Annotated in this window: 17 protein-coding genes; 2 read left to right on the top strand and 15 right to left on the bottom strand. The window is 72.7% G+C overall.

The genetic code is table 11. The annotated features are described in order from the left end of the window. Positions 1–121: 121 nt before the first annotated feature. A complete protein-coding gene (locus GQS09_RS01690; RefSeq protein ID WP_165984144.1) occupies positions 122–1,279 on the top strand; it encodes an acyltransferase in 1,158 nt (385 codons plus the stop codon). 54 nt (positions 1,280–1,333) lie between these two features. Here GQS09_RS01690 and GQS09_RS01695 read toward each other — a convergent pair whose 3' ends face one another. The 11 genes from GQS09_RS01695 to GQS09_RS01750 form a co-directional block, all read right to left on the bottom strand. Beyond that, a complete protein-coding gene (locus tag GQS09_RS01695) occupies positions 1,334–3,121 on the bottom strand; it encodes an ABC transporter ATP-binding protein (RefSeq protein ID WP_165984145.1) in 1,788 nt (595 codons plus the stop codon). Further along, positions 3,118–4,851, bottom strand: a complete 1,734-nt coding sequence (locus GQS09_RS01700; RefSeq protein WP_165984146.1) for an ABC transporter ATP-binding protein — start codon at positions 4,849–4,851, stop codon at positions 3,118–3,120. The genes GQS09_RS01695 and GQS09_RS01700 overlap by 4 nt, the downstream gene beginning before the upstream one ends. Positions 4,852–4,924: 73 nt before the next feature. Next, positions 4,925–6,475 carry an amino acid adenylation domain-containing protein gene (locus GQS09_RS01705; protein ID WP_165984147.1) on the bottom strand — a complete coding sequence of 517 codons (1,551 nt, stop codon included), beginning with the start codon at positions 6,473–6,475 and terminating at the stop codon, positions 4,925–4,927. Further along, positions 6,472–7,458: a hypothetical protein gene (locus GQS09_RS01710; RefSeq protein WP_165984148.1), complete on the bottom strand. Its 987-nt coding sequence runs from the start codon at positions 7,456–7,458 to the stop codon at positions 6,472–6,474. Before GQS09_RS01710 ends, GQS09_RS01705 begins: the two co-directional genes overlap by 4 nt. Further along, the gene (locus tag GQS09_RS01715; RefSeq protein WP_207957352.1) at positions 7,455–8,096 is read right to left on the bottom strand and encodes a 4'-phosphopantetheinyl transferase superfamily protein; all 642 of its coding nucleotides are present in this window, start codon (positions 8,094–8,096) and stop codon (positions 7,455–7,457) included. The genes GQS09_RS01710 and GQS09_RS01715 overlap by 4 nt, the downstream gene beginning before the upstream one ends. Continuing rightward, positions 8,093–9,223: an acyl-CoA dehydrogenase gene (locus GQS09_RS01720; protein WP_243761029.1), complete on the bottom strand. Its 1,131-nt coding sequence runs from the start codon at positions 9,221–9,223 to the stop codon at positions 8,093–8,095. The genes GQS09_RS01715 and GQS09_RS01720 overlap by 4 nt, the downstream gene beginning before the upstream one ends. Next, on the bottom strand, positions 9,216–10,403 hold the full coding sequence (locus GQS09_RS01725) for an acyl-CoA dehydrogenase family protein (protein WP_165984150.1): 1,188 nt from the start codon (positions 10,401–10,403) through the stop codon (positions 9,216–9,218). Before GQS09_RS01725 ends, GQS09_RS01720 begins: the two co-directional genes overlap by 8 nt. Beyond that, on the bottom strand, positions 10,400–10,654 hold the full coding sequence (locus GQS09_RS01730) for a phosphopantetheine-binding protein (RefSeq protein ID WP_165984151.1): 255 nt from the start codon (positions 10,652–10,654) through the stop codon (positions 10,400–10,402). The genes GQS09_RS01725 and GQS09_RS01730 overlap by 4 nt, the downstream gene beginning before the upstream one ends. A 4-nt stretch (positions 10,655–10,658) precedes the next feature. Further along, positions 10,659–12,062, bottom strand: a complete 1,404-nt coding sequence (locus GQS09_RS01735; RefSeq protein ID WP_207957353.1) for a type III PLP-dependent enzyme — start codon at positions 12,060–12,062, stop codon at positions 10,659–10,661. Beyond that, on the bottom strand, positions 12,055–13,566 hold the full coding sequence (locus GQS09_RS01745) for a class I adenylate-forming enzyme family protein (RefSeq protein WP_243761030.1): 1,512 nt from the start codon (positions 13,564–13,566) through the stop codon (positions 12,055–12,057). Before GQS09_RS01745 ends, GQS09_RS01735 begins: the two co-directional genes overlap by 8 nt. Beyond that, positions 13,563–14,708: an acyl carrier protein gene (locus tag GQS09_RS01750; protein ID WP_207957354.1), complete on the bottom strand. Its 1,146-nt coding sequence runs from the start codon at positions 14,706–14,708 to the stop codon at positions 13,563–13,565. Before GQS09_RS01750 ends, GQS09_RS01745 begins: the two co-directional genes overlap by 4 nt. Positions 14,709–15,015: 307 nt before the next feature. Here GQS09_RS01750 and GQS09_RS01755 point away from each other — a divergent pair, with 307 nt between their 5' ends. Next, on the top strand, positions 15,016–16,023 hold the full coding sequence (locus GQS09_RS01755; protein WP_165984153.1) for an acyltransferase domain-containing protein: 1,008 nt from the start codon (positions 15,016–15,018) through the stop codon (positions 16,021–16,023). Positions 16,024–16,107: 84 nt separating this feature from the next. Here GQS09_RS01755 and GQS09_RS01760 read toward each other — a convergent pair whose 3' ends face one another. The 4 genes from GQS09_RS01760 to GQS09_RS01775 all read right to left on the bottom strand — a co-directional run bounded on the left by GQS09_RS01760 (position 16,108) and on the right by GQS09_RS01775 (position 21,122). Next, a complete protein-coding gene (locus GQS09_RS01760; protein ID WP_165984154.1) occupies positions 16,108–17,328 on the bottom strand; it encodes an acyltransferase in 1,221 nt (406 codons plus the stop codon). An 87-nt stretch (positions 17,329–17,415) separates the two neighbouring features. Further along, on the bottom strand, positions 17,416–18,459 hold the full coding sequence (locus tag GQS09_RS01765) for an aldo/keto reductase (protein ID WP_165984155.1): 1,044 nt from the start codon (positions 18,457–18,459) through the stop codon (positions 17,416–17,418). Positions 18,460–18,555: 96 nt separating this feature from the next. Then, on the bottom strand, positions 18,556–19,806 hold the full coding sequence (locus tag GQS09_RS01770) for an MFS transporter (RefSeq protein WP_165984156.1): 1,251 nt from the start codon (positions 19,804–19,806) through the stop codon (positions 18,556–18,558). A gap of 32 nt (positions 19,807–19,838) precedes the next feature. Next, positions 19,839–21,122: an activator-dependent family glycosyltransferase gene (locus tag GQS09_RS01775; protein ID WP_165984157.1), complete on the bottom strand. Its 1,284-nt coding sequence runs from the start codon at positions 21,120–21,122 to the stop codon at positions 19,839–19,841. Positions 21,123–21,133: the final 11 nt, after the last annotated feature.

Genomic DNA, 21,133 nt, shown 5'->3' on the forward strand with positions numbered 1-21,133 from the left:
CGCCGCCCGCGCCGGTCTCCGGCGGAAAGTGCGCCGCCCATACTTGACGGCTCAGGAGAGCGGCCACCAGACTCGAAGGACTTTTCCGCGCTTCGGCGGATCACCGACCGGGAGGACAAGAGTGAGCTCCACCACCCCGCCGTTACACCTTTCCTCACTGACCGGGCTGCGTTTTCTTGCAGCCTTCGCGGTTTTCTTCTCCCATGTGTACTACGTCTTCTGGTACGTCGAGGAACCGGGGCCCACTTTCACCCGGGCCGTCCTTGTGGCGGCATCTGCCGGGGTGAGTTTCTTCTTCGTGCTCAGCGGTTTCGTGCTGACCTGGTCCGCCCGGCCGGAGGACACCGCAGGGGCGTTCTGGCGCAGAAGATTCGTCAAGATTTATCCGAATCATGTGGTCGCCTGGGCGGCCGCACTCGGACTGATGGTCTCCGCCGGCACTCTCGTCAGCGCCGGCCAGGCGCTGCCGAACCTCTTTCTCATCCAGTCCTGGCTGCCCGACCACAACCACGACGCCGCCGCGAACGGCGTCTCCTGGTCGCTCTCCTGCGAGATCTTCTTCTACGCCTGCTTTCCGCTGCTGATGGTGCTGGCACAGCGGCTGAGCACGCGGCAGATCACGGCGGCGGTGGTGGTCACCGCCGTGGGCATCTGGATGATCCCCACGCTCGCATTCGCACTGCTGCCGGACTCTCCGAGTTTCCCGGAGATTTCGGCAACCCTCCACCAGCACTGGTTCGTCTATGCGTTCCCGGTCGCCCGGCTGCTGGAGTTCGTTCTGGGGATGCTGCTGGCCACCCTGGTGCGGCGGGGCCGGCTGGGGTCCGTGCGCCCCTGGCACGCCGGGGTCCTCCTCTGCCTGGGCGCCCCGGTGGCGGTCGAGGTGACGTTCCTGCGGGGCCTGGTGTCGGTACTGGCGGTTCCGCTGGCCGTGCTGGTGGTGGCATTCGCCAACCGGGACATCCGGGGCGGCGGCTCGGTCCTGGGGCGGCGGGGCACGGTGTGGCTGGGGACGGTCTCCTACGCCTTCTTCCTCATCCACTATCCGGTCATCACCGCTGCCGTGCAGTTCTTCGACATCGACCCGGTGCCGCTGCCGGCAGCCGCACGCATCCTGTGGTCACTGGCCGTGCTTGCCGTCTCCCTCGGCTGTGCGTGGGCGATGTACGCCGGAGTGGAACGGCCTCTGATGCGCCGCTTCGCGAATCCACGTGGCCCCGCCGGGCCACGTCCGGGCCCCGTGGACGAGGCCGCGCCCGCGCCGGTCGCGGGCGGCTGACCGGCGGCTCCGGCGGTACCGGCGGCACCGCGGCGGAGGCCCGGGCGGTTCCCGTCAGTCGGCGACGGGCACCGCCCGGGCGAACTGCGCCGCGTACAGGCGGGCGTAGGCACCGCCGGCGGCCAGCAGCTCGTCGTGACCGCCCTGTTCGACGATGCGGCCGGACTCCATCAGCAGAATGGTGTCGGCATCGCGGATCGTGGACAGACGGTGGGCGATCACAAAGCTGGTGCGGCCCTCGCGCAGCGCGGACATGGCGTGCTGTACCAGCATCTCGGTCCGGGTGTCGACGGAACTGGTCGCCTCGTCCAGCACCAGGATCACCGGTTCGGTGAGGAACGCGCGGGCGATGGTGACGAGCTGCTTCTCACCGGCGCTGAGATTGGTGCCCTCCTCGTCGATCACCGTGTCGTACCCGTCCGGAAGAGTCCGGATGAACCGGTCGGCGTGGGCGGCCCGGGCAGCCGCCACGATCTTGTCCCGCGAGACGCCGTCCGCGCCGTAGGCGATGTTCTCGGCTATGGTGCCGTGGAAGAGCCAGGTGTCCTGGAGCACCATGCCGGTGCAGCCGCGCAGCTCCCGGCGGGACATGGCCGTGATGTCGACGCCGTCCAGGGTGATGCTGCCGCCGTCCAGATCGTAGAACCGCATCAGCAGGTTGACCAGGGTGGTCTTGCCCGCCCCGGTGGGGCCGACGATGGCGACGGTGTGACCGGGCTCCACTGTCAGGGACAGGTCCTCGATCAGGGGTTCCCCCGGCCGGTAGCCGAAGCGGACGTGGCGGAACTCCACCCGGCCGGCCAGCCGCCGGGGCCGGCTGGGCTGCTCCGCGCCGGGCGGTTCCTCGTCCGCGTCGAGCAGCTCGAAAACCCGTTCCGCGGAAGCGATCCCGGACTGCACGATGCCGATCAGCGCACCGACCTGGGTCACCGGCCGGTTGAACTGCACGGTGTAGGTGATGAACGCCTGGATGTCCCCGATGGTCATCGCCCCCGCGGAGACGCGCAGCGCGCCGGCGACCGCGACCAGCACATAGTTGAGGTTGCCGATCAGCGTCATCACCGGCTCGATGATCCCGGAGAGGAACTGGGACCTGCGGCCGGCGTGGTAGACGGCCTCGTTCCGCTCGGTGAAGATCTCGGTGGTCTCCCGCTCGCGGCCGTGCACCTTGACCACCGCGTGCCCGGTGTACATCTCCTCCAGGTGCGCGTTGAGTTCACCCGTGGCCGCCCAGGAACGACGGAAGTGCGGCTGGGCGCGCCGGGCCAGGATTCTGGTCACCACCAGGGCCACCGGAATCGTCGCCAGTGCCACCAGGGTGAGCAGCGGCGAGATCCACACCATCAGCGTCAGGGCCCCGAGCAGCGTGAGGAGATTGGCGAGGACACCGGTCAGCGACTGCTGAAGGGTCAGGGCGACATTGTCGATGTCGTTCGTGACCCTGGACAGCACCTCGCCGCGGGGCTGGGTGTCGAAGTGGCCGAGCGGAAGCCGGTGGAGCTTCGCCTCCGCCTGCTCCCGCAGCCGGAACGCCATCCGCTGCGCCACCCTGACCGCCAGCCGCCCGCGGAAGAGCGCGGCCAGGGAGGCCAGGCACACGATGCCGGCCACGCCGAGAAGAATGCGGGCGATCCGGGCGAAGTCGACTCCCTGCGGCGTGCCGGTGCCCGTGACGATCAGGTCGGTGACGTGGCCGAGGATGAGCGGGATGACCGCGGCCAGGCCGACGCTGGCGGTGTTCACCAGCACGGTCGCGATCAGCAGCCACCGGTCGGTGCCCATCTGCCGCAGCAGGCGCGCCGCGGAACGGCGGAACGCAGCCGGCCTGGCGTCCTTGCTCATACCGCCTCCTCCTCGGTGAGCTGAGACAGCACGATCTCCCGGTAGGTGGGGCTGGAATCGAACAGCTCCTGATGGGTGCCGACGTCGGCGACCCGGCCGCGGTCCAGGACGACGATCCGGTCGGCGTCCCGCACACTGCTGATCCGCTGGGCCACGAACAGCACGGTGGCGGCGCCGAGCGCGCGGCGCAGGGCGGCGCGCAGGGACTGTTCGGTGGCATAGTCCAGAGCGGAGAAGGAGTCGTCGAACAGGTAGACGGAGGGGCGCGTCACCAGGACCCGGGCGATGGCCAGCCGCTGCCGCTGCCCACCGGAGAGATTGCTGCCGCCCTGGCCCACCGCGGAATCCAGTCCGTCCGGCAGGGCCTCGACGAACTCCCGTGCCTGCGCGGTCTCCAGCGCCGCCCACAGTTCGTCCTCCGTGGCTTCCGGTCTGCCGTAGCGCAGATTGGAGGCGATGGTGCCGGAGAACAGGTACGGCCGCTGCGGGACCAGGCCCACCGTGCGGGTGAGCAGTTCCGGGTCGCAGTCGCGGACATCGACGCCGCCCACCAGCACCGTGCCGCGGGAGGCGTCGATGAGCCGGGGGATCAGGGAGAGCAGGGTGGTCTTCCCGCTGCCGGTGGACCCGACCACCGCGGTGGTGGTGCCCGGCTCGGCCACCAGGTCCATCCCGCGCAGGACCGGTTCCTCGGCACCCGGGAAACGGAATTCGGCGTTCCTGATCCGGACCCGGCCCGGCTCGGGCAGTACGGTGACCGGAGCGGCCGGAGCCACCACGCTGGACCTGGTGTCCAGCACCTCGCGGATGCGCTGCGCGCACGACCTGGCCCGGGGCGCGGTCTGGAAGGCCCAGGCCGCCAGCATGACGCCGTGCAGAATCTGGGTCAGGTACTGCAGGTAGGCGACCACCGAGCCCACCTCCATGGAGCCGTTCTCCACCCGGTGTCCGCCGAACCACAGCACGGCGACGGCGGCGCACTCGATGATCAGGATGACGGCCGGGTTCATCAGCGCCTGCAGGCGGCCGACCCGCAGCGCCGTCTCGGTGACGTCATGATTGGCGCGGTCGAACCGGTCCCGCTCGTGATCCTCCCGCACGAAGGCGCGCACCACCCGCATCCCGGTGATCTGCTCCCGCAGGACACGGTTGATGGTGTCGATGCGTCGCTGCAGGGTCATGGTGAGCGGGAGCACGCGGCGCAGGATCAGCACGATCACGATGACCAGGGCCGGCAGTACCACGATCAGCAGCAGGGACAGCGGGACGTCCTGGCCCAGGGCCATGACGACTCCGCCGATGCCGAGGATCGGAGCCGTGACCATCATGGTGAAGGCCATCAGCACCAGCGTCTGCACCTGCTGCACGTCGTTGGTGCTGCGGGTGATCAGCGACGGGGCCCCGAACCGTGCCATCTCCTGCGCCGAGAAGCCCTGCACATGGGAGAAGAGCGCGGCCCGCAGATCCCGGCCGACGCCCATGGCGACCCCTGCGCTGAGGTACACGGCGGTGGCCGCGCACAGGGCCTGCACCAGGGTGACCACGAGCATGAGGGCGCCGGTCCGGAGGATGTGTCCGATGTCCTCCCGGAGCACCCCGTTGTTGATGATGTCGGCGTTGAGGGTGGGGAGATACAGGATGGCGAAGGTCTGCACCAGTTGCAGCGCCATGACCGCCGCCGTCCGGCGGGCGTAGGGCCGCAGATGCGTACGCAGTAACCCGGCCAGCAACTCGGCAACGCCTCTCGGTGCTAGGGGGCTTGGGCAACTTTTGGCACTCGGTGGCAGAATATCACGCGGTCCTTCACCGCAGGCCGGGACCGGCCAGTGCCGAGCGGAGCGCCACGCGGTCGATCTTGCCGTTCTCGTTGCGGGGCAGGGTTTCGAAGGCGGCCAGCCGGCGAGGGATCATGTACCCGGGCAGCCGGGCGGCCAGCGCGCAGAGCAGGTCCTCCTCGGCCGCGCCGTCTCCCGCGTACGCGGCGACCAGTTCCGTCTCGCCGCTCTCGCCGGCCCCGGCGAGGACCACGGCATCGGTCACCCCGGGCTGTTCCCGCAGGACCGCCTCGATCTCGCCGAGTTCCACGCGGTAGCCGCGGACCTTCACCTGGTGATCGGTACGCCCCAGGTGGACCAGATCGTTCCCGTGGCGGGTGACCCGGTCGCCGGTGCGGTACCAGTGCTCCTCCGTCAGCGGGCCGCGCCCGTCATGGCCGGTCGCCGTGGAGCCGTCGAAGTGCAGGAAGCGGCCCGCGTTGTCGGCCGGGTCGAGATAGCCGGGGAACCGCTGCGGCCCGCGCAGGCAGAGCTCCCCGGCCCGCGCCGGGCGGCCCCCTTCGTCCAGCACGACATGGTCCAGCCCGGGGTGGACCCGGCCGATGGGAACCGTGCCGTTGGCCGGGCGCGGCCAGTCGCCCGGGTCGGCGGGCAGGCGGTACTCGGCGCAGGTGACGGTCATCTCGGTGGGACCGTAGAGGTTCTCCACCACGCTGCCGGGGGCGGCCCTGCTCCAGGCCCCGGCCTGGAGCAGGGTGAGCGGCTCCCCGCAGAACAGGCTCCGGCGCAGGGTCGGCATGCCGCCCGGTTCCAGCGCGCGCATCCGCAGGGCGAGGGAGATGACCGAGGGCACCGAGTTCCAGTGCGTGATGCGGTTCCGGTTGATGAACCGCACCGGGGCCAGCAGGTCGGCCCGGGTGGGGACGACCAGGGTGGCCCCGGAACCCCAGGCCGTGAACATGTCGTAGACCGACGGGTCGAAGGTGAGATCGAACGCCTGGGAAACACGGTCTCCCGGCCCTGTTCCGTGCCGGGAGACCACGTGCTCCAGATAGGCGTGCACATTGCGGTGCCGGATCGGCACTCCCTTGGGGACGCCCGTGGAACCCGAGGTGAAGAGGATGTACGCCAGGCCGTCGGGGCCGGCCGGCCGTGCGGGGAGCACGGCACCGGTGTCCTCGGCCGGCGCGAGCAGCTCCTGCTCCGTGGGGGAGAACACGGGCACCCCCGGGGGCGTCTCCGGGTGCTCACCGCCGTCGGCCAGCAGCAGGCCGACTCCGGCCGCGCGTGCGATGGCGGCATTGCGGCCCGGCGGGAAGGCGGGATTGAGGGGGACCACGGTGGCGCCGAGCCGCAGCACCGCCAGATAACCGGCGTAGGCGAGAAGACTGCGGGAGGCCAGGAGGCCGATGCGGCGGGGCGCCCGGCCCGCCCGGCGCAGCAGGAGGCGGGCCGTCCGGTCGGAGTGGGCGGCGAGTTCCCGGTAGGTCCACCGCCGGCCGCCGATCTGCAGTGCGGTCCGATCGCCGTGGACGGCCGCCGAGGCGGCGAACCAGCCGTACAGGGTCCTGTCCGTCATGGGCGTTCCTCCGGCGGCAAGGTGGTGGCGAGCGCGGCGGGGGCCCGGGCGAGGAGCTCCCCGGTGGTGTCCGCGAGCCGCCGGAAGGCCGCGTTCACCAGGCCGGGCCGCGGCCGGCCACGGCGGGCCGAGTCGATGGCGAAGCGCACCGAACGCGGCAGCGCCAGCCAGGCGTCGCTGACCGGCCGCGTCTCTTCCCGGCCGAGCAGGCCGCGTGACACGAGCGTTTCCAGCCGGTACCGGTGATGCCGGCCGGCCGCCCAGAGATCCTCGGCGTGGGCCGCGAGCGCGGCCTCGTCCCCGGCGAGGCGTTCGGCGATCCGCAGCAGGGTCTTGACCGGATCCACGGGCACGCCGGGCGCCGGGGCGGCCGGTACCGGGCGCGGCCCGGTCCAGCCGAGCCAGCGGTAGTGGGCGGGCGGAGGGAGTTCGGTCTTCTCGCCCAGGGCGTGGGCATCGCGGTTGCGGATCACCGCCGGCGGTTCCGGAATGGGCGTCAGCGCGGCCCGCAGCTGGCCCGAGGTGAGCCGTCCGCACCATGGCCGCTGCCTGCCCAGCGGGGTCAGGGCGGCGAAGCGGTCGGCCACCAGCCAGCCGTCCGCGTCACGGCCCAGCAGCTGCATCCAGTGCGGGGTGTACGCCCTGCCCAGCCCGGGAGACCACGGAAGATGACCGGTGTTGGCGACGACCAGCACCCGCCCGGCACGAGCCAGCTCCCCGGCCAGCGCGTCCCGTGTCTCCGGCCAGGACCCGGCGCTCCGGTAACGCAGCATCCGTCCGTGCCGGTCCTGGTCGATCCGTCCGTGCTGGGAGAGGACGAGCTCGCCGCCCTCGGTGCCGGCGTCGAGGCGGACGGCGGCGGCCAGGCGCCCGCGCACATCCGGGATGCCCGGGGCGAGATAGTCCACCAGATTGGTGGTGTAACAGCTCAGCTCGGCCGGCTCCGGACCCGTGGCACGATGTCCGGTGAGGGATGCGGTCACGTCCTGCCCTCCTCCCTGTTCATGGCGAATGCACAGCTCAGTGGGGTCTGGGACAGCCCTCGGAGGCTGATCCAGCGATATCCGCGCCAGTCGCCCGAACACCGCCACGGCGGGATGTCGATGGCCCACGGGCGTCCGGAGAAGCCGGCCCCGGTGGCCTTGACACACGCCTCCTGCGCGGTCCAGATCCAGGCCAGTTCCCTGGCGGCGTCCTCGCCCGGCAGAGCGGCGAGGCCGGCCGTCCGGGCGGACGGGACCCGCCGCAGCAGGGGCCCGACGGCCGACTCCCGGGGATGCTGGAGATCGACCCCGACAGCCCGGTCCACGGCCGCGCAGGCCGCCACCCGTCCGCCGTCGTGCGAGATGCTGATGCCCAGCCGGGGCCAGCCCCGCAGATACGGTTTGCCGCCCCGGCGGGCGGCCACCGCGGCTCCGGCTGCGGGCCGGTGGACGTCGTTCAGCAGGGCGCGGAGCAGACCACGGCCGGCCAGGAACTCCCGTGCCCGCCACGGGGGCATCCCCGACGCCGCGGCCAGATCGGCGGGCCGGGCCCATGACCGGGAGTCCTCGGTGCCCGCGGTGGCCACCCAGACTCCGGGTGCGATCTCGGCCCGCAGGGCCGCCGTGCCGCCGCTCATGACCCGGCACGGAGTTCGTCGAGCAGGGCGGGAGCGGCATCGGCGACGGCGGAGAGCATGACCTCGGTGGTGCCGCCGCCGACGCCGAAGACTCCGGCCTGGGCGCGGAGCCGGTGGGCGCCGTCCGCGGCGAAGCCGTCGGCACCCTGGAGCCGGGCACACTCGGCGAGCACACCGTCCACCGTGGTCCCCACGGCGGCCTTGAGCAGGGCGGCGGCGCCGCTGTCGTGCCGGCGGGCGATCCGGTCGCCCAGCTCGCGGGTGAGTGCGTCGAGCAGCCGCAGTTGCACCAGGCAGCGGGCATGGCGCAGGCGTACGGCGTCCAGGTCCCACAGCGTGCCCCCGCCGTGGGCGCGTGTCCGGAGCATGCGCAGGGTGGCGTCCAGGGCGCGGCGGCAGAGTGCAACCGCCCACAGCGCCCCGGCCAGGCGTTCGTTGACGATGCACCGGGCGAAGCCGGGCAGCCCGCGCCCCGGGCGGCCGAGGAGGTGGGAGCGGGCCAGCCGCACCCCGTCGAAGGTGACATGGCCGACGCCGGAGCCGGTGAAGAACGGCGTGTCGGCCGGACGCACCCGGACTCCCGGCACGGTGGCCGGGACCGTCAGCCAGGTGAAGTCGGTGAAGTGCTGCCCGGGCCGGTGCCGGGCGAGCACCAGATAGTGGTCCGCGACAGTGGCGTTGGTGATCCAGCGCTTCTCCCCGTCCAGCCGCAGCCCGTGCGCGCCGATGTGCACCTCGGTGGACATGCCGGTCAGGTCGGAGCCGGAACCGGTGTCGGTGGCGGCCAGGGCCACCACGCCGGAGCCGGTCAGCGCGCCGGCCAGCGGGCCGGCCGCGGCGGGGTCACCGGCCAGCAGGGGCAGCGCGGTGGCCGTCTGGACGCAGACGGCGAGCGTGGTGCCGACCGGGAAGCGGGCGTCCACCGCGGCGAGCAGCCGGCCGAGCCGGTCGGGACGGACGCCGGCGGCGGCCGTGCCGTCGCGGTACACCGGCCGGATCAGGTCCGCGGCGCCGAGGGCCTGCCAGACCTCCCGGCCGGGCGCGTCGGCGGGGAGTGCGCCGAGCGTGCGGTCCAGGGTGGCCGGCCAGCCGCCGGAGGGGGCCGGTGCGGTGCCGCTGTCAGGCAAGGCGTACCTCCGGGTCGAGCAGGGCGAGCCGGCCGTCGGCGAGATGCAGCCGGTCATTGCTGTAGTTCAGGGCGGCCGAGCGCAGGTCGCGCAGCGCCAGCTCCAGCCGGGTCGGAGAGTCCTTGAGGTAGCCGTGGCGGAGCCCGACGGCGTCCACCAGGTCCTCGACGGCCCGGTGGCACTGCTCGGCCGCGGTGATCTTGAGCGCGTTGAGCAGCAGCTGGTGGCGTGGCACGGAGATGTCCGGGGCCGTGCACACCAGGTCCTCGGCACGGCGCAGCAGGGCGTGCACCGTGTCCAGCCGTTGCCGGGCCCGGGACAGCCGGGTGAGCAGCAGCTCCGAGCCGAGGTCGAAGCGTGTGCGGCCGTCCGGGCCGCGCAGCAGCCGGAGGACCCGGGACAGGGCCCCGGCGGCCGTGCCCAGCCAGGCGGCCGACCAGCCCAGATGGGCCATGGGGGCGAAAATCCTGGTGGAGATCTCCGCGAACGAGCCCGGCGCGCCGATCACCTGATGGGCCGGTACCCGGCCGGCCAGCCGCAGCGGAATGCTGTGGCTGGCCCGCATGCCCATGGGCTGCCAGTCACCGGAGACGGTGACGCTGAGCTGGTCCCGGTGCGCGTACACGAGGGAGACCGCTTGGGGGGAACCGTCCTCGGAGCCGCGCATGGTGATGAGGAAGCCGTCCGCATGCGCGCCTCCGGTGACGATGGGGGCGTGGCGGTCGATCTCCACGTGGCTGCCGTCACGGCGCAGGGCGGCGTGCGCGGTGAGCAGGTGGCCGCCCTTGCCGGCCTCCGTGGTGACGGACGCCAGGTAGTGCCGGCCGCTGCCGAGCCGGCGGAGCAGCTCGCTGCGCAGCGGCTCGCCGCTGTACCGCACCGTCGCCTCGACCTGCTGGCAGTGCATGACGAAGATCATGGCGATGGACATGTCGGCCCGGCCGAGCCGGATGCCGATGTCCACCATGTCCCGGAGGGTTCCGCCGAGGCCGCCGTGCTCGGGCGGAACCAGCAGTCCCAGCAGCCCGGTGCGGCGGAGCTCGTCGAGCACCGGCACCGGGAAGGCCGCGTCGCGGTCGGTGCGCGGCGCGTGTTCCTCGGCAACGCCGGCGACGTGGTCCGCGAGGCCGGCGAGTCCGCCGGGGACGGCCGTCGCCGGACGGCTCGGCGCGCTGGTCATGCCGGCTCCCCGGTGTCCTGCGGCAGCTGCGCCGCGATGGCCCGCCACAGGTTTCCTGCCGTGCCGAAGGTCGTGTCGTTGAGCTCGTCGTCGGGCAGCGAGATGCCGTAGGTGTCCTCGATGGCGAACAGCAGCTCGATGGCCTGCATGGAGTCGAGGCCGAGCGCGCGCAGGTCCGACTCGGGGGTCAGCCCGGGATCGCTGGCGAACTTCAGGAACGGGCGGAGCAGGTCGGTGAATCGCTGATCCACGGGCTCAGTCCTTTTCGTTCGGAAGGGAGGCACGGGTGATGCCGAGCCGGGACCGTTCCGGCGGCAGTCCCGGGCGGTCGCTGTCGAGCACGATCTCCACCGGCAGGGGGTGTCCGAGAAAGGCGACCAGACTGGCGTAGAGGCCGTAGGCGCCGACGTTGGGCACGGCGACGAGGTCGCCGGGCCGCAGCCTGGGCAGCCGGGCCGTGCGGGCCCACAGGTCCAGGGGAGTGCACAGCGGGCCGGCGATCATGGCCGGGCCGCTCTCCGCCGCGGCCGGCTCTCCGCCGTCGGCCCCGCGGCCGGTGAGCAGATGCGGTACCAGCGGCGGCAGCCGGCGCAGCCCCGACATGCCGCCGAGGTGGTTGATTCCCGATTCCAGGACCACCACGTCCCGGCCGTGGGAACGCTTGACGTCCAGCACGGCCGTCACCAGGGTTCCGGCGGAACCCACCAGATACCGGCCGGATTCGAAGACGATCCGCGGCCGGCCGGTCCGCCACCGGGGCAGTTCGCGGTCGAGCAGGGTCTCCAGCTCGGCCCGCAGGCCGGACAGGCCGGCCGGCCGGCCCGCCCGGGCGAAGGGTGCCCCGAATCCGCCGCCGAGGTCGAGCACCCGGATGTCGGCACCGTGTCCGTTCAGTATTCCGGCCAGCCGGGCGGCGGTGCGCACCGAGCGGCGGAACTGGCCGACCAGATCCGGCACGCTCTCCAGGTTGGTGCCGAGGTAGAAGTGCAGGCCGTGCACGGTCACGCCGTCCCGGCCCGCGAAGCGCCGGGGCTCCCGGACGATCCACTCGGTGTCCGCGCCGAACTGTGAGGGGCCACCGGTCATGGCCAGTCCTCTGCTCCCGGCCGCCTGGTCGTCGTTGACCCGCAACAGGCAGCGCACGGCGGTGTCGCGGGCCGCCGCCGCGGCCCGGAGCTGGTCCAGGGCTGCCGGTGAGTCGGCGGAGAATTCCCGGACGCCCTCGGCCAGGGCCAGGTCGAGATCCCGGTCACGCTTTCCCGGCCCGGTGTAGAGCACCCGGCCGGCCGGCCAGCCCGCGTCCAGCGCGGCGGCGAGTTCTCCGGGGGAGCACACCTCGGGCCGTACGCCCCGCGCCCGGAGCTCGGCCAGCAGAGCCGGGTGCGGATTGGCCTTGAGGGAGTAGTAGAGATCCGCCTCGACCGGCAGAGCGCCGCGCAGCGCGGCGTGGTTGGCGCGGACCCGGGCGAGGTCGTAGACGTAGGCCGGGGTCTCGCCGATGTCCTGGCCCGCCCAGGAGGGCAGCCCGGTTTCCCGCTCCCCGCTGCCGGGCTCCCGGCTCTCGGGCTCCCGGCTCTCGGGCTCCCGGCTCTCGGGCTCCCGGCTCTCGACGTTCCGGCTGTCGGGGTTCCGGCTGTCGGGCTCCTGGCTCTCAGGCACGGTCGGCCTCCGTGACCAGGGCGGCGAGGCGTTTGCGGTCCACCTTGCCGTTGCCGTTGACCGGGAGACGGTCCACGACCAGGCAGCGGGCCGGGATCTTGAACACCTCGATCTGGCCGCGCATGCCGTCCAGCACCCGTGCCGGCGCCTGGTCGGTGACCGCGACCAGAACGGCCGGGTGCTCCGCCGAGGGCGGCAGCACGGCGGCCGACCGGACACCCGGTACCCGGCGGGCCGCGGCCTCCACCTCGGTGGCGCTCACCCGGTAGCCGCGTTCCTTGTACAGATCGTCCCGGCGGCCGACCACATAGAGATGGCCCTCCTCGTCCAGGCGGCCGTAGTCGCCGGTGTGCAGTTCGGGAAAGAGACCCTCGCGGCGGACGAAGCGGCTCTCGGTCAGCGCCGGCCGCCGCCAGTAGCCGGCCATCACGTTGGGGCCCCGCACCACGATCTGGCCGACCGGGCCGGGCGGCAGCCGGTCCCCGGCGTCGTCCACCACGAACACCTCCGTTCCCGGCAGGGCCCGCCCCGAGGTGCCCGGCCGCTCCAGGTCGGCGTCGGGCGGCGCGATGGTGGCCCGCTTGCACTCGGTGAGGCCGAACATCAGCTGCACGCGCAGCCCGGGGAGGGCGGCGCGCAGCGCGGACAGCACGGGGGCGGGCATGGCCGCTCCGGTGCTGGTCAGCAGCCGGAGGCAAGGGGCCGGTCCGGGATGCCGGCCCAGCAGCCGCACCAGGGCCTCGGCCACCGTCGGAAGGGCCGGGAGCACGGTCGCCCGGGTGGTCAGCAGCTGGGACAGCAGGGCGGGACCGGCCTCGGCGGGGCGCCCCAGCCACACCCGGGCCCCGGAGACCGCCCCGAGGAAAAGCTGGTACATGCCGTAGTCGAAGGACATCGGCAGCGGGCAGTAGACCACGTCGGACTCCCGGTAGGAGAGCGCCGACTGGATCGCCTCCACCGCGAACAGCACCTGCTGATGCGTGCTGACCACCCCCTTGGGGAAGGAGGTGGTGCCCGAGGTGTAGATCAGCAGTACGGGATCGACGGGCAGCGTCGGTTCCCGCTCCGCCCGGACCGCTTCGTCCGGCAGACCGGGGGCGAAGGCGGCGGCGGCCAGCTCTGCGGTGCTCGCCACCCGGATGTTCCGGCTGTGCGCCGCGGCCGCGGCGGTGTCGGTGACCAGCAGATCGGGTTCGCAGTCGTCGAGGACGTGGGCCAGGGTCGGCTCCCCGGTCTGCTCGTGGAGCAGCGACACCATGGCGCCGACCCGGGAGGCGGCGTACACCAGGACGGGCTGCAGCACACTCGACGGCGTGCGCATCACCACCCGCCGGCCGCGTCGCACTCCGGCGCGGCGCAGCCAGTGGGCGGTCCGTACGCTCGCCTCCGCCAGTTCCCGGTGGCTGACCGTCGTGGTGGCGTCCGTGACCGCGGGCCGGCCGGGCCGGAGCCGTGCCGCCTCGTCGATCACGTCGTGCAGCACGCGGGTGTGCGGGCGCATCATGCCTCGTCCCGCACGGCGAGCCGGCCGGTCGACCTGCCGACGACCCGGCACAGGTCGTCCACCCGGCGCAGGTTTTCGGGAGCGAGTTCTGCGGCGTCGAGCTCGATGCCGAGCGCGCTCTCCAGCCGCTCCACGATTTCCGCCAGCCGGAAGGAGTCGAAAGCGGGGAAGGACCGGAAGTCCGTGCCGCCGAGCAGCGCGGCCTCGCGCACGCCCAGCACCGGGCCCACCACGGCGGCCACGGTGCGGCGCAGCGACTCGTCCGGTGCTGCGGCCCCTGCTGCGGCTCCCGCTGCGGCTCCCGGGGCAGGCGCCGCGGGAAAGCTCCGCCGGTCCGCGGCCAGTACCTCCGCGAACCGCTCCAGCACGCCCTCCGGTTCGGGTCTGCCGCGGCTGACCCGGCGGTGGGCGAGGTAGGCCCGTTCCGCCAGACCGTCCCAGGCGTCGAGCTGCTCCCGCTGCACGGAGGTCGGCGGCATGCCGCGGTGCTCCAGGAAGGCGGCGTGCAGCCGGCGGGAGCGGGCCAGCAGCCACGTCTCCAGGGTCAGCCGTTCCATGGCGGTCTCCCTGTCCCGGTGCGACCGGTACGCCTCCAGGTAGCCGTCGGCCGGACCGTGCTCAACCGACGGGCCGGGGCTGGGCGGCCCGGAGGGGGAGGGAGCGAACACGATCACCTCGGCGCCGGTCACCAGGAGCCCCTCGGACGGCAGCCGCCGCGGCCCGGGCACGGCCACGCCCCACGGGGTGCGGTTGTCGTACGCGTCGATGACGGTGCTGTCGCCGCCGAGCAGGAAACTGTGCTCCATGTGCTTCCGCCGGAAGTAGGGCACCCACGGCAACTCGTAGGCGTCGGCGACCACATAGGCGAATTCCCCCGGGGGCGCGAGGCCGGTCAGCTCGGCACCGACCACGGACGCCCGGTCCCGTACCCGCAGCCCGAGCAACTCCTCGGCCGCGGCGAGCTGTTCGGCCAGCGTCGGTTCCACGGTGGGCAGACCCGCGGGCCCCGGGCGCCAGCGGAAGCGCAGCGGTGCCCCGAGATTGAGATGGGCACCCGTCGTGTAATGGTGATCGGCGAGTACCGCGATATTCGCCTGCAGGCAGTCCAGCAGGCCGGTGTGCACGGATTCGCTCGACGGCATGGTCATGAAAGTCCCCAAACCCGGTGATCGGAGGACCGGATACCGGCCCGCTCGGGCATCGAAATCCGCTCCGGAAGGAATCCGGCAGGCTGCCCCGAATTTCCTGGGGGCAGCCTGCCACACTGCGGCGGAGGCTATGGAACAGCTTCTTCGGGACGGCGGAGCATCTCAAGGGCCTGCTTGTCAGAGATCTGCAGGATTTCGTCAAGTCGCGGTCAATCCCGTCGGGCGGCGGATCGGCGCGGAAAATATGCACACCATGACAATGGAAGAACTCGGCCCGAATTCGTACGGGAGGCGGGGCGGCATGAACGAGCAATCGGGTGCGCCGGACGGCCGGCCCGTGGTGGTGCTGCTGCCCGGACAGGGGGCTCAGCACCCCGGTATGGCGGTGGAGCTGTACGGGACGGAGCCGGGGTTCACGGAATCCATGGACCGGTTCTTCGCCTTCATGGGCGACGAGGGGCGGCGGCTCCGGGAGGACTGGCTCGCCGGTGAACCGTCCGTCCCGCTGGACGACGCCTCCCGCGCCCAGCCGCTGCTGTTCGCCGTCGGATACGCCCTGGCCACCGCCCTGCGGAAACGCGGCCTTCGCCCCGCGGCATTTCTCGGGCACAGTGTCGGGGAACTTGCCGCCGCCGCCCTGGCCGGTGTCTTCACCCTGCAGGAGGCGGCGGCTCTCATGCGGGCACGGTCGGCGGCCATGGCGACCGCTCCGCCGGGCGGCATGCTCGCGGTGGCCGCCACCCGGGAACAGGCGGAGAGCTGCCTGGATGCCCGGGCCCGGGCCGACGGCATGGCGGTGGCCGCGGTGAACGCGCCGCGCCAGGTGGTGCTGGCCGGCCCGGAGCCACGGCTGAGCCTGGTGGCGGCAGAGCTCCGGGACCGCGGCGTCATGTGCCGCAGGGTCAGGTCACGGCAGCCGTTCCACTGTCCTGCCGTGGCCGGGGCGGGGGAACTGTTCGAGGCCGGCTTCGCCGGAATCCGCCTGCGCCGGCCGCACACACCGGTCTGGTCGACCCGGACTGCCCGGCCGGTGCAGGACGGGGAGGCGCTCTCCGCCGGATTCTGGGCCCGCCAGCTCGACGCCCCGGTGCTTTTCTGGCCCGCCCTGGACGCCCTGCTGTCGGAGGGGGAGTTCCTGCTCGTCGAGGCGGGGCCGGGCAAGGCGCTGTCCATGCCCGTCCGCCGTCACCCGGCGGTGCGCGGCGGGCGCAGCGCGGTCGTCCCGGTGCTGCCGGCCGGCGCCGGGGGCACGCTGCGCGCCTGGCACGACGCCTTGCTGACGCTCGGCATCGTACCGGCAGCCCGGTGACGGCAGGAGCACGGTGGCCGGTGCGCCGGGTCGGCGCACCGGCCGGGGGCCGATGGCGGGCGGGGGAGCGCGGAACCGGGCGGACTACGGTGCCGCCTGCCCGCCCGCCATGGGCACCGGATCCTCCGGGCGCGGCCCGGGCGGCGCGGGGTCCGGGCGGGAGCCGGCCAGACCGCGCAGCCTGCGCAGGGGGTTCTCGATCAGCACGTAGGACAGCCAGCCGAACAGCACCGAGGCCAGCAGGGTGACCGGCAGCAGGACAAGCAGGCCGTCCACCCCGAGGGTGCCCAGCTCCCGGTCCGTGATGCGCAGCGCCGCCATGATCAGGAACACGTGCCAGAGGAAGATGCCGTAGCTGATGCGGCCCAGCCACGCCATCAGCGGGTGGCGCATCAGCCGCTCCGGTCCCCGGCCCGGAGCCAGGACCAGCGGGGTGATCAGGCCCACCGTCACCACCAGGTCGCAGTACTGGCCGGGCAGGTTCAGCGGATCCCGCGGTGCCAGGTAGGCGGCGACCGCCAGGGCGGCTGCCGCGGCCGCCCACCACAGCCAGGGCACCCGGGCGGCCCTGGAGAGGGCGGGGGTGCTGCCGGACAGCGACGCCCGGACCGACACGGCGGCCAGCACCATGCCGACGGCGAAGTAGTGGAAGTAGCCGACCAGCCACCACCACATGGTCTGTTCGTAGAACGACAGGCTCAGTACGTGGTTCCACCACAGGATGTGGCCCGCCTCCAGGGCGGCGAGGAGCAGGACGGTGAGCACCACCCGGTGCCGGGAGAGCAGGACCCGGTGCAGGACATAGGCGAGCAGCGGCAGCAGCAGGTAGAAGTGGATCTCGGTGGCCAGGCTCCAGGTCTGGGTCATGGTGCCGATCAGCGGAATGCCCTCGTCCGGCATGTCACCGACGACGAAGATGTGCTGAAGTGTGACGAGCCGAAGCAACTGCCCGCCGTCTTCGTGCAGATTCCGGTAGAAGACAGCCATCGAGACCGCCAGCAGTACCCAGTAGGCGGGCACGATCCGCAGGAAGCGGTGCCAGTAGTAGGCACGGACCCGCGGCGCGGGCCGGCTCCCGAGGGCTGCGGCGGCCCATGGCCGGTAGAGCAGATAGCCGGAGATGGCGAAGAAGACGGGTATGGCAACCGTGAAGCGCTCGACCAGCCTGGACTCCACGCCGGCCAGACCGAAGAGGTGCACCAGAAAGATCATGAGAGCGGCGGCGGCGCGCAGGCCGTCCATCGCCGGGAAGTACTCCCGCCCGGTCGCGGTGGTGACCGCCGGCTTGTCGTGCGCAGGTGGCATGAAGTGTCCCTTCGGCAGGCTTGTGGGGTCGTGCCGGTCCTCGTGTGGCCGGCCGGGGGCCGGCCGGGGTCCGTCGGGGGAGCGGGGTCAGAGCATGTCGGTCACCGTGCGGCCGTGCCGGTCGCGCAGGTCCTGCCAGCGGTCGCCGTAGGCTCCCGCGGTCGCCTCCGGAATCCGCATGAGCTCGTGCGGGAAGCCGAGCGGCACCCGGCTGATCTCATCGAGCCGGTCCAGCTGCGCCCGGTCGAGCGTGACCCGGAGGGCCCCGAGGTTGTCCCGCAACTGCGCCTCCCGGGTGGCGCCGAGAATGGGCAGGACGGGGACGGCCCGCTGCCGCAGCCAGGCCAGGGCGACCTGCGCCGGACTCCAGCCGCCCTCACCGGCGATCCTGACCACCTCGCGCACGATGTCGTCGTGGTGGGCGTGCTGCCCCGCCCAGTCGTCCACGGTGAGCCTGCCCCGTTCGCCCCGCAGATACTTGCCGGTGAGCCGGCCCTCGGCGAGCGGACCCCAGGCGAAGGCGGTCACCGCGCAGCTCCGGGACATCGGCAGCAGTTCCCGCTCGGGTGTGCGTTCCAGCAGGTTGTAGCGGAACTGGGTGCCCGCGAACGCGGACCACCCGCGCAGTTCGGCGAGCACGTTGGCCCGCGAGATCTCCCAGGCGGGCCAGTTGGAGGCGCCGACATAGAGCACCTTGCCGGCCCGTACCTGGTCGTCGAGCGCCCGCATGACCTCCTCGACGGGGGTGAACACGTCCCTGGCGTGCAGCCAGAGCAGGTCGATCCGGTCGGTGCGCAGCCGCCGCAGGCTCGCCTCCAGCGAGCCGACGAGGTTCTTGCGGTGATTGCCCGCGGAGTTCACGTCCCCGCTGCGGGTCATGCCGTTGTATTTCGTGGCGACGACGAACTCGTCCCGCCGGCCCGCCAGGATCTCGCCGAGGTACTCCTCGGTCCTGCCGCCGGAGTAGACATTGGCGGTGTCCAGGAAGTTCCCGCCGGCCTCGGCGTAGAGGCCGACCAGCCGGGCGCTCTCCTCCTTGGAACAGCCGATCTTCCCGGCGCCGAACGTTCCCGTGCCGAAACAGAGTTCCGATACGCGCAGCCCGGTGTTGCCCAGCAGGTGGAATTTCATGGACAGAGGTCTCCTGTCGGTTTCGGGACGCCCGGCGGAACACACGCCGGACGGGCGGGTCGGTGCGGAGGGCGGCGGGCCGGGTGCCGGGACCGGTCACCCCCGGGCGGCCGTGCCCTGCGGTGCGCCGGTGTCCGGGCGGGGTGGTTCCGGCACCGTGGCCAGCAGCAGGACCAGCAGGATGAGACCCGCCAGGCCGGCCGTCACCAGGGAGCCGGTGGTGATGGACGTGGCGGCGATGAGCGGTCCGAACAGCAGGGGAGAGGTGAACTGACCGACGAAATTGAACGTGCCCTGGAGGGAGGTGGCACGGCCGCGGAGCTCCCGGGGGGCGGTCTCGTCGATCAGCACGGTCAGGGCGGGGAAGACGATGCCGGTGCCCAGGCCGGTCAGCACGGGTACCACGAGCAGCAGCAGGGGGTGGTCCGCCACCCCGAACACCAGGAAGCCCAGCGTCCAGGCGGCAGCGGCGGTGCGCAGCAGCGCGGCGTAGCTGCACCGGGCGCGCACCCGCGCGTAGACCATGCCGACCAGGCTCGCCATGGCGGCGCCCGTGACGACCGAGTAGATCGACACGACGAACGGGTCCTCGACCCCGACCTCGGCCAGCCGCTGCGGCATGAAGACGGCGAGCACGAACATCATCAGGGCGGTCGCCATCAGCAGTGTGTAGAGGCCGATGAGCCGCGGCCGCCGCCGGAAAAGCCGGATCACACCGCCGGAGTCCGCGCCCTGGGGTGCCGGCCGGGTGTCCGGGACGAACAGCAGCGCCGCCAGACCGAGCGGAACGCCGATCAGGTAGATCGCGAACGGCGTGTGCCAGGAGAGTCCGCCGAGCAGCCCCGCGGCCATCGGCCACAGCACCCCGCCCGCGGTGGTGGCCACCGAGCGCCATCCCATGACCCGGTCGCGCAGCGTCCCCCGGTAGAGCGAGAGCAGCGCGACCGTGGTCGCGGTGAACACCATCGCGGCCCCGGCGCCGAACACGAACCGCCCCGCCAGCAGCGCCGGATAGGTGGTGGTGACCAGTCCGGACCCGCCGCCCAGCCCGTACAGCAGAAGCCCGCCGGCCATGGGCCGGCGTATCCCCCACCGGTCCACGATCCGCCCGGTCAGCGGGGAGCACAGGGCCATGGCCAGCCCATGGGTGGTCAGGATGAGACCGGCCTGGGTACCGGTGATGCCGAGGCCGCCGCGGATGACCTCCAGCACCGGAACGATGATCGCCCCGCCCAGCACCCCGAGAGTGGAACTGAACAGCAGCAGGGCCAGGGGAGCCGATCGCCAGGGCGTGACGGCCCCGGTGCCGGGTTCGGCCGGCCGGGCCGGCTGGACACGTTCGAGCACGGTGGTGCCCTCCTGTTCGGCGGCGGTCCGGTTCAGCCGCGGTGCCGGGCGGTGAGCCTCTCCAGCACCGGGACGATGTCCACCGGACTGGGGACGGCGAGCATGTCGTCGTGCAGCCGCCGGGCCCCGGCCTGGAAGGACGGTTCGGCCAGCAGCCGGGCGAGCTGGTGTTTCATCGTCCCGGCGGAGAACTGGTCGCCGTCCACGGCGAGACCGGCGCCGCGCTCGGACACGTAACGGGCCGCCGGTGCCGAGGCGCCGCTGTCCCAGGCGGTCAGCATGCCGGTCACCAGCTGCGGCACGCCGGCGGCGATGGCGGCCCCCATCGTGCCGGGGCCGCCGTGGTGGATGACCGCCGAACACGTCGGCAGCAGCAGATGGAGCGGCAGGTACTCCACGACCCGGACGTTGTCCGGGAGCTTCTCCTCCGGGTGGAGCTGGCCGGCGTTGAGGGTGGCCACCACCTCGATGTCCATGTCGGCGACCATGCCCAGCAGCTCACCGATGGAGATGCCGCTCGCGATGTGCCGCTCCCGGCCGCTGAGGCCCGCGGTCAGGCAGACCCTGGGCTTCACGGGCGGCTCCTGGAGCCATGCCGGAACAGCGGCGTTGCCGTTGTAGGGCACGGGCCGGACGGACACGGTGCGCACGCCGACCGGGAGCCGCATCGGTTCCGGGATGGGGTCGACGGTCCACTGGCCGAGCAGCATCTCCTCGTCGGCGTCGAAGCCGAACCGCCGCGCCATGGGGCGCATCAGTTCGGTCAGCGGGTCGTCACCCGCGCCGGGGAGACGCGAGGCCGCCCGCTCGCGGAAGAGCTGCCGCAGCCAGGCCCAGTAGTCCACCGCGATCTGCAGGCGGGCGTGGGCCGCGCCGCAGGACCGGGCGGCGATCGGCGCACCGAAGAAGGACCCGTCCCACAGCACCAGCTCGGGCTGCCAGCGCCGGGCGAAGGACACCAGGTCGTCCACCATGGGACGGTTGCCGGGGGCGCGTTCCGTCTCCAGGAAGTACTTGCGCATCACGGGAAGGATGCGGTGACGCAGGAAGCGCCAGATGCGGCTCTCGTAGGCATCCAGGGCCAGCGCCTCGGCGAGCCGGTCGAGCTTCGCCTCGTCCGCGGGCGGGGGCTTCGCGGGGAGCTGTTCCCCCTCGCCGAGGACCACGGCGGTCAGGCCGGCGCCGGCTACGGCCTCGGCCATGCTCGGGTAGCAGGCGACCCGGAGATCGTGCCCGGCTGCGCGCAGCGCCCAGGCGAGGGGGACGACCGGGAAGACGTGGGTTGTCGACGGCCATGCCGCGATCAGGATGCGCATCTGGGGCCTCC

The sequence above is a fragment of the Streptomyces sp. YIM 98790 genome (assembly GCF_011421595.1).
Taxonomy (GTDB): Bacteria; Actinomycetota; Actinomycetes; order Streptomycetales; family Streptomycetaceae; genus Streptomyces.

Coding starts and splice junctions, on each gene's coding strand:
- GQS09_RS01760 (WP_165984154.1), bottom strand. CDS start 17,328: ATGCCACCTGCGCACGACAAGCCGGCGGTCACCACCGCGACCGGGCGG.
- GQS09_RS01775 (WP_165984157.1), bottom strand. CDS start 21,122: ATGCGCATCCTGATCGCGGCATGGCCGTCGACAACCCACGTCTTCCCG.
- GQS09_RS01715 (WP_207957352.1), bottom strand. CDS start 8,096: ATGAGCGGCGGCACGGCGGCCCTGCGGGCCGAGATCGCACCCGGAGTC.
- GQS09_RS01745 (WP_243761030.1), bottom strand. CDS start 13,566: ATGATGCGCCCGCACACCCGCGTGCTGCACGACGTGATCGACGAGGCG.
- GQS09_RS01750 (WP_207957354.1), bottom strand. CDS start 14,708: ATGCCGTCGAGCGAATCCGTGCACACCGGCCTGCTGGACTGCCTGCAG.
- GQS09_RS01705 (WP_165984147.1), bottom strand. CDS start 6,475: ATGACGGACAGGACCCTGTACGGCTGGTTCGCCGCCTCGGCGGCCGTC.
- GQS09_RS01755 (WP_165984153.1), top strand. CDS start 15,016: ATGAACGAGCAATCGGGTGCGCCGGACGGCCGGCCCGTGGTGGTGCTG.
- GQS09_RS01725 (WP_165984150.1), bottom strand. CDS start 10,403: ATGACCAGCGCGCCGAGCCGTCCGGCGACGGCCGTCCCCGGCGGACTC.
- GQS09_RS01695 (WP_165984145.1), bottom strand. CDS start 3,121: ATGAGCAAGGACGCCAGGCCGGCTGCGTTCCGCCGTTCCGCGGCGCGC.
- GQS09_RS01765 (WP_165984155.1), bottom strand. CDS start 18,459: ATGAAATTCCACCTGCTGGGCAACACCGGGCTGCGCGTATCGGAACTC.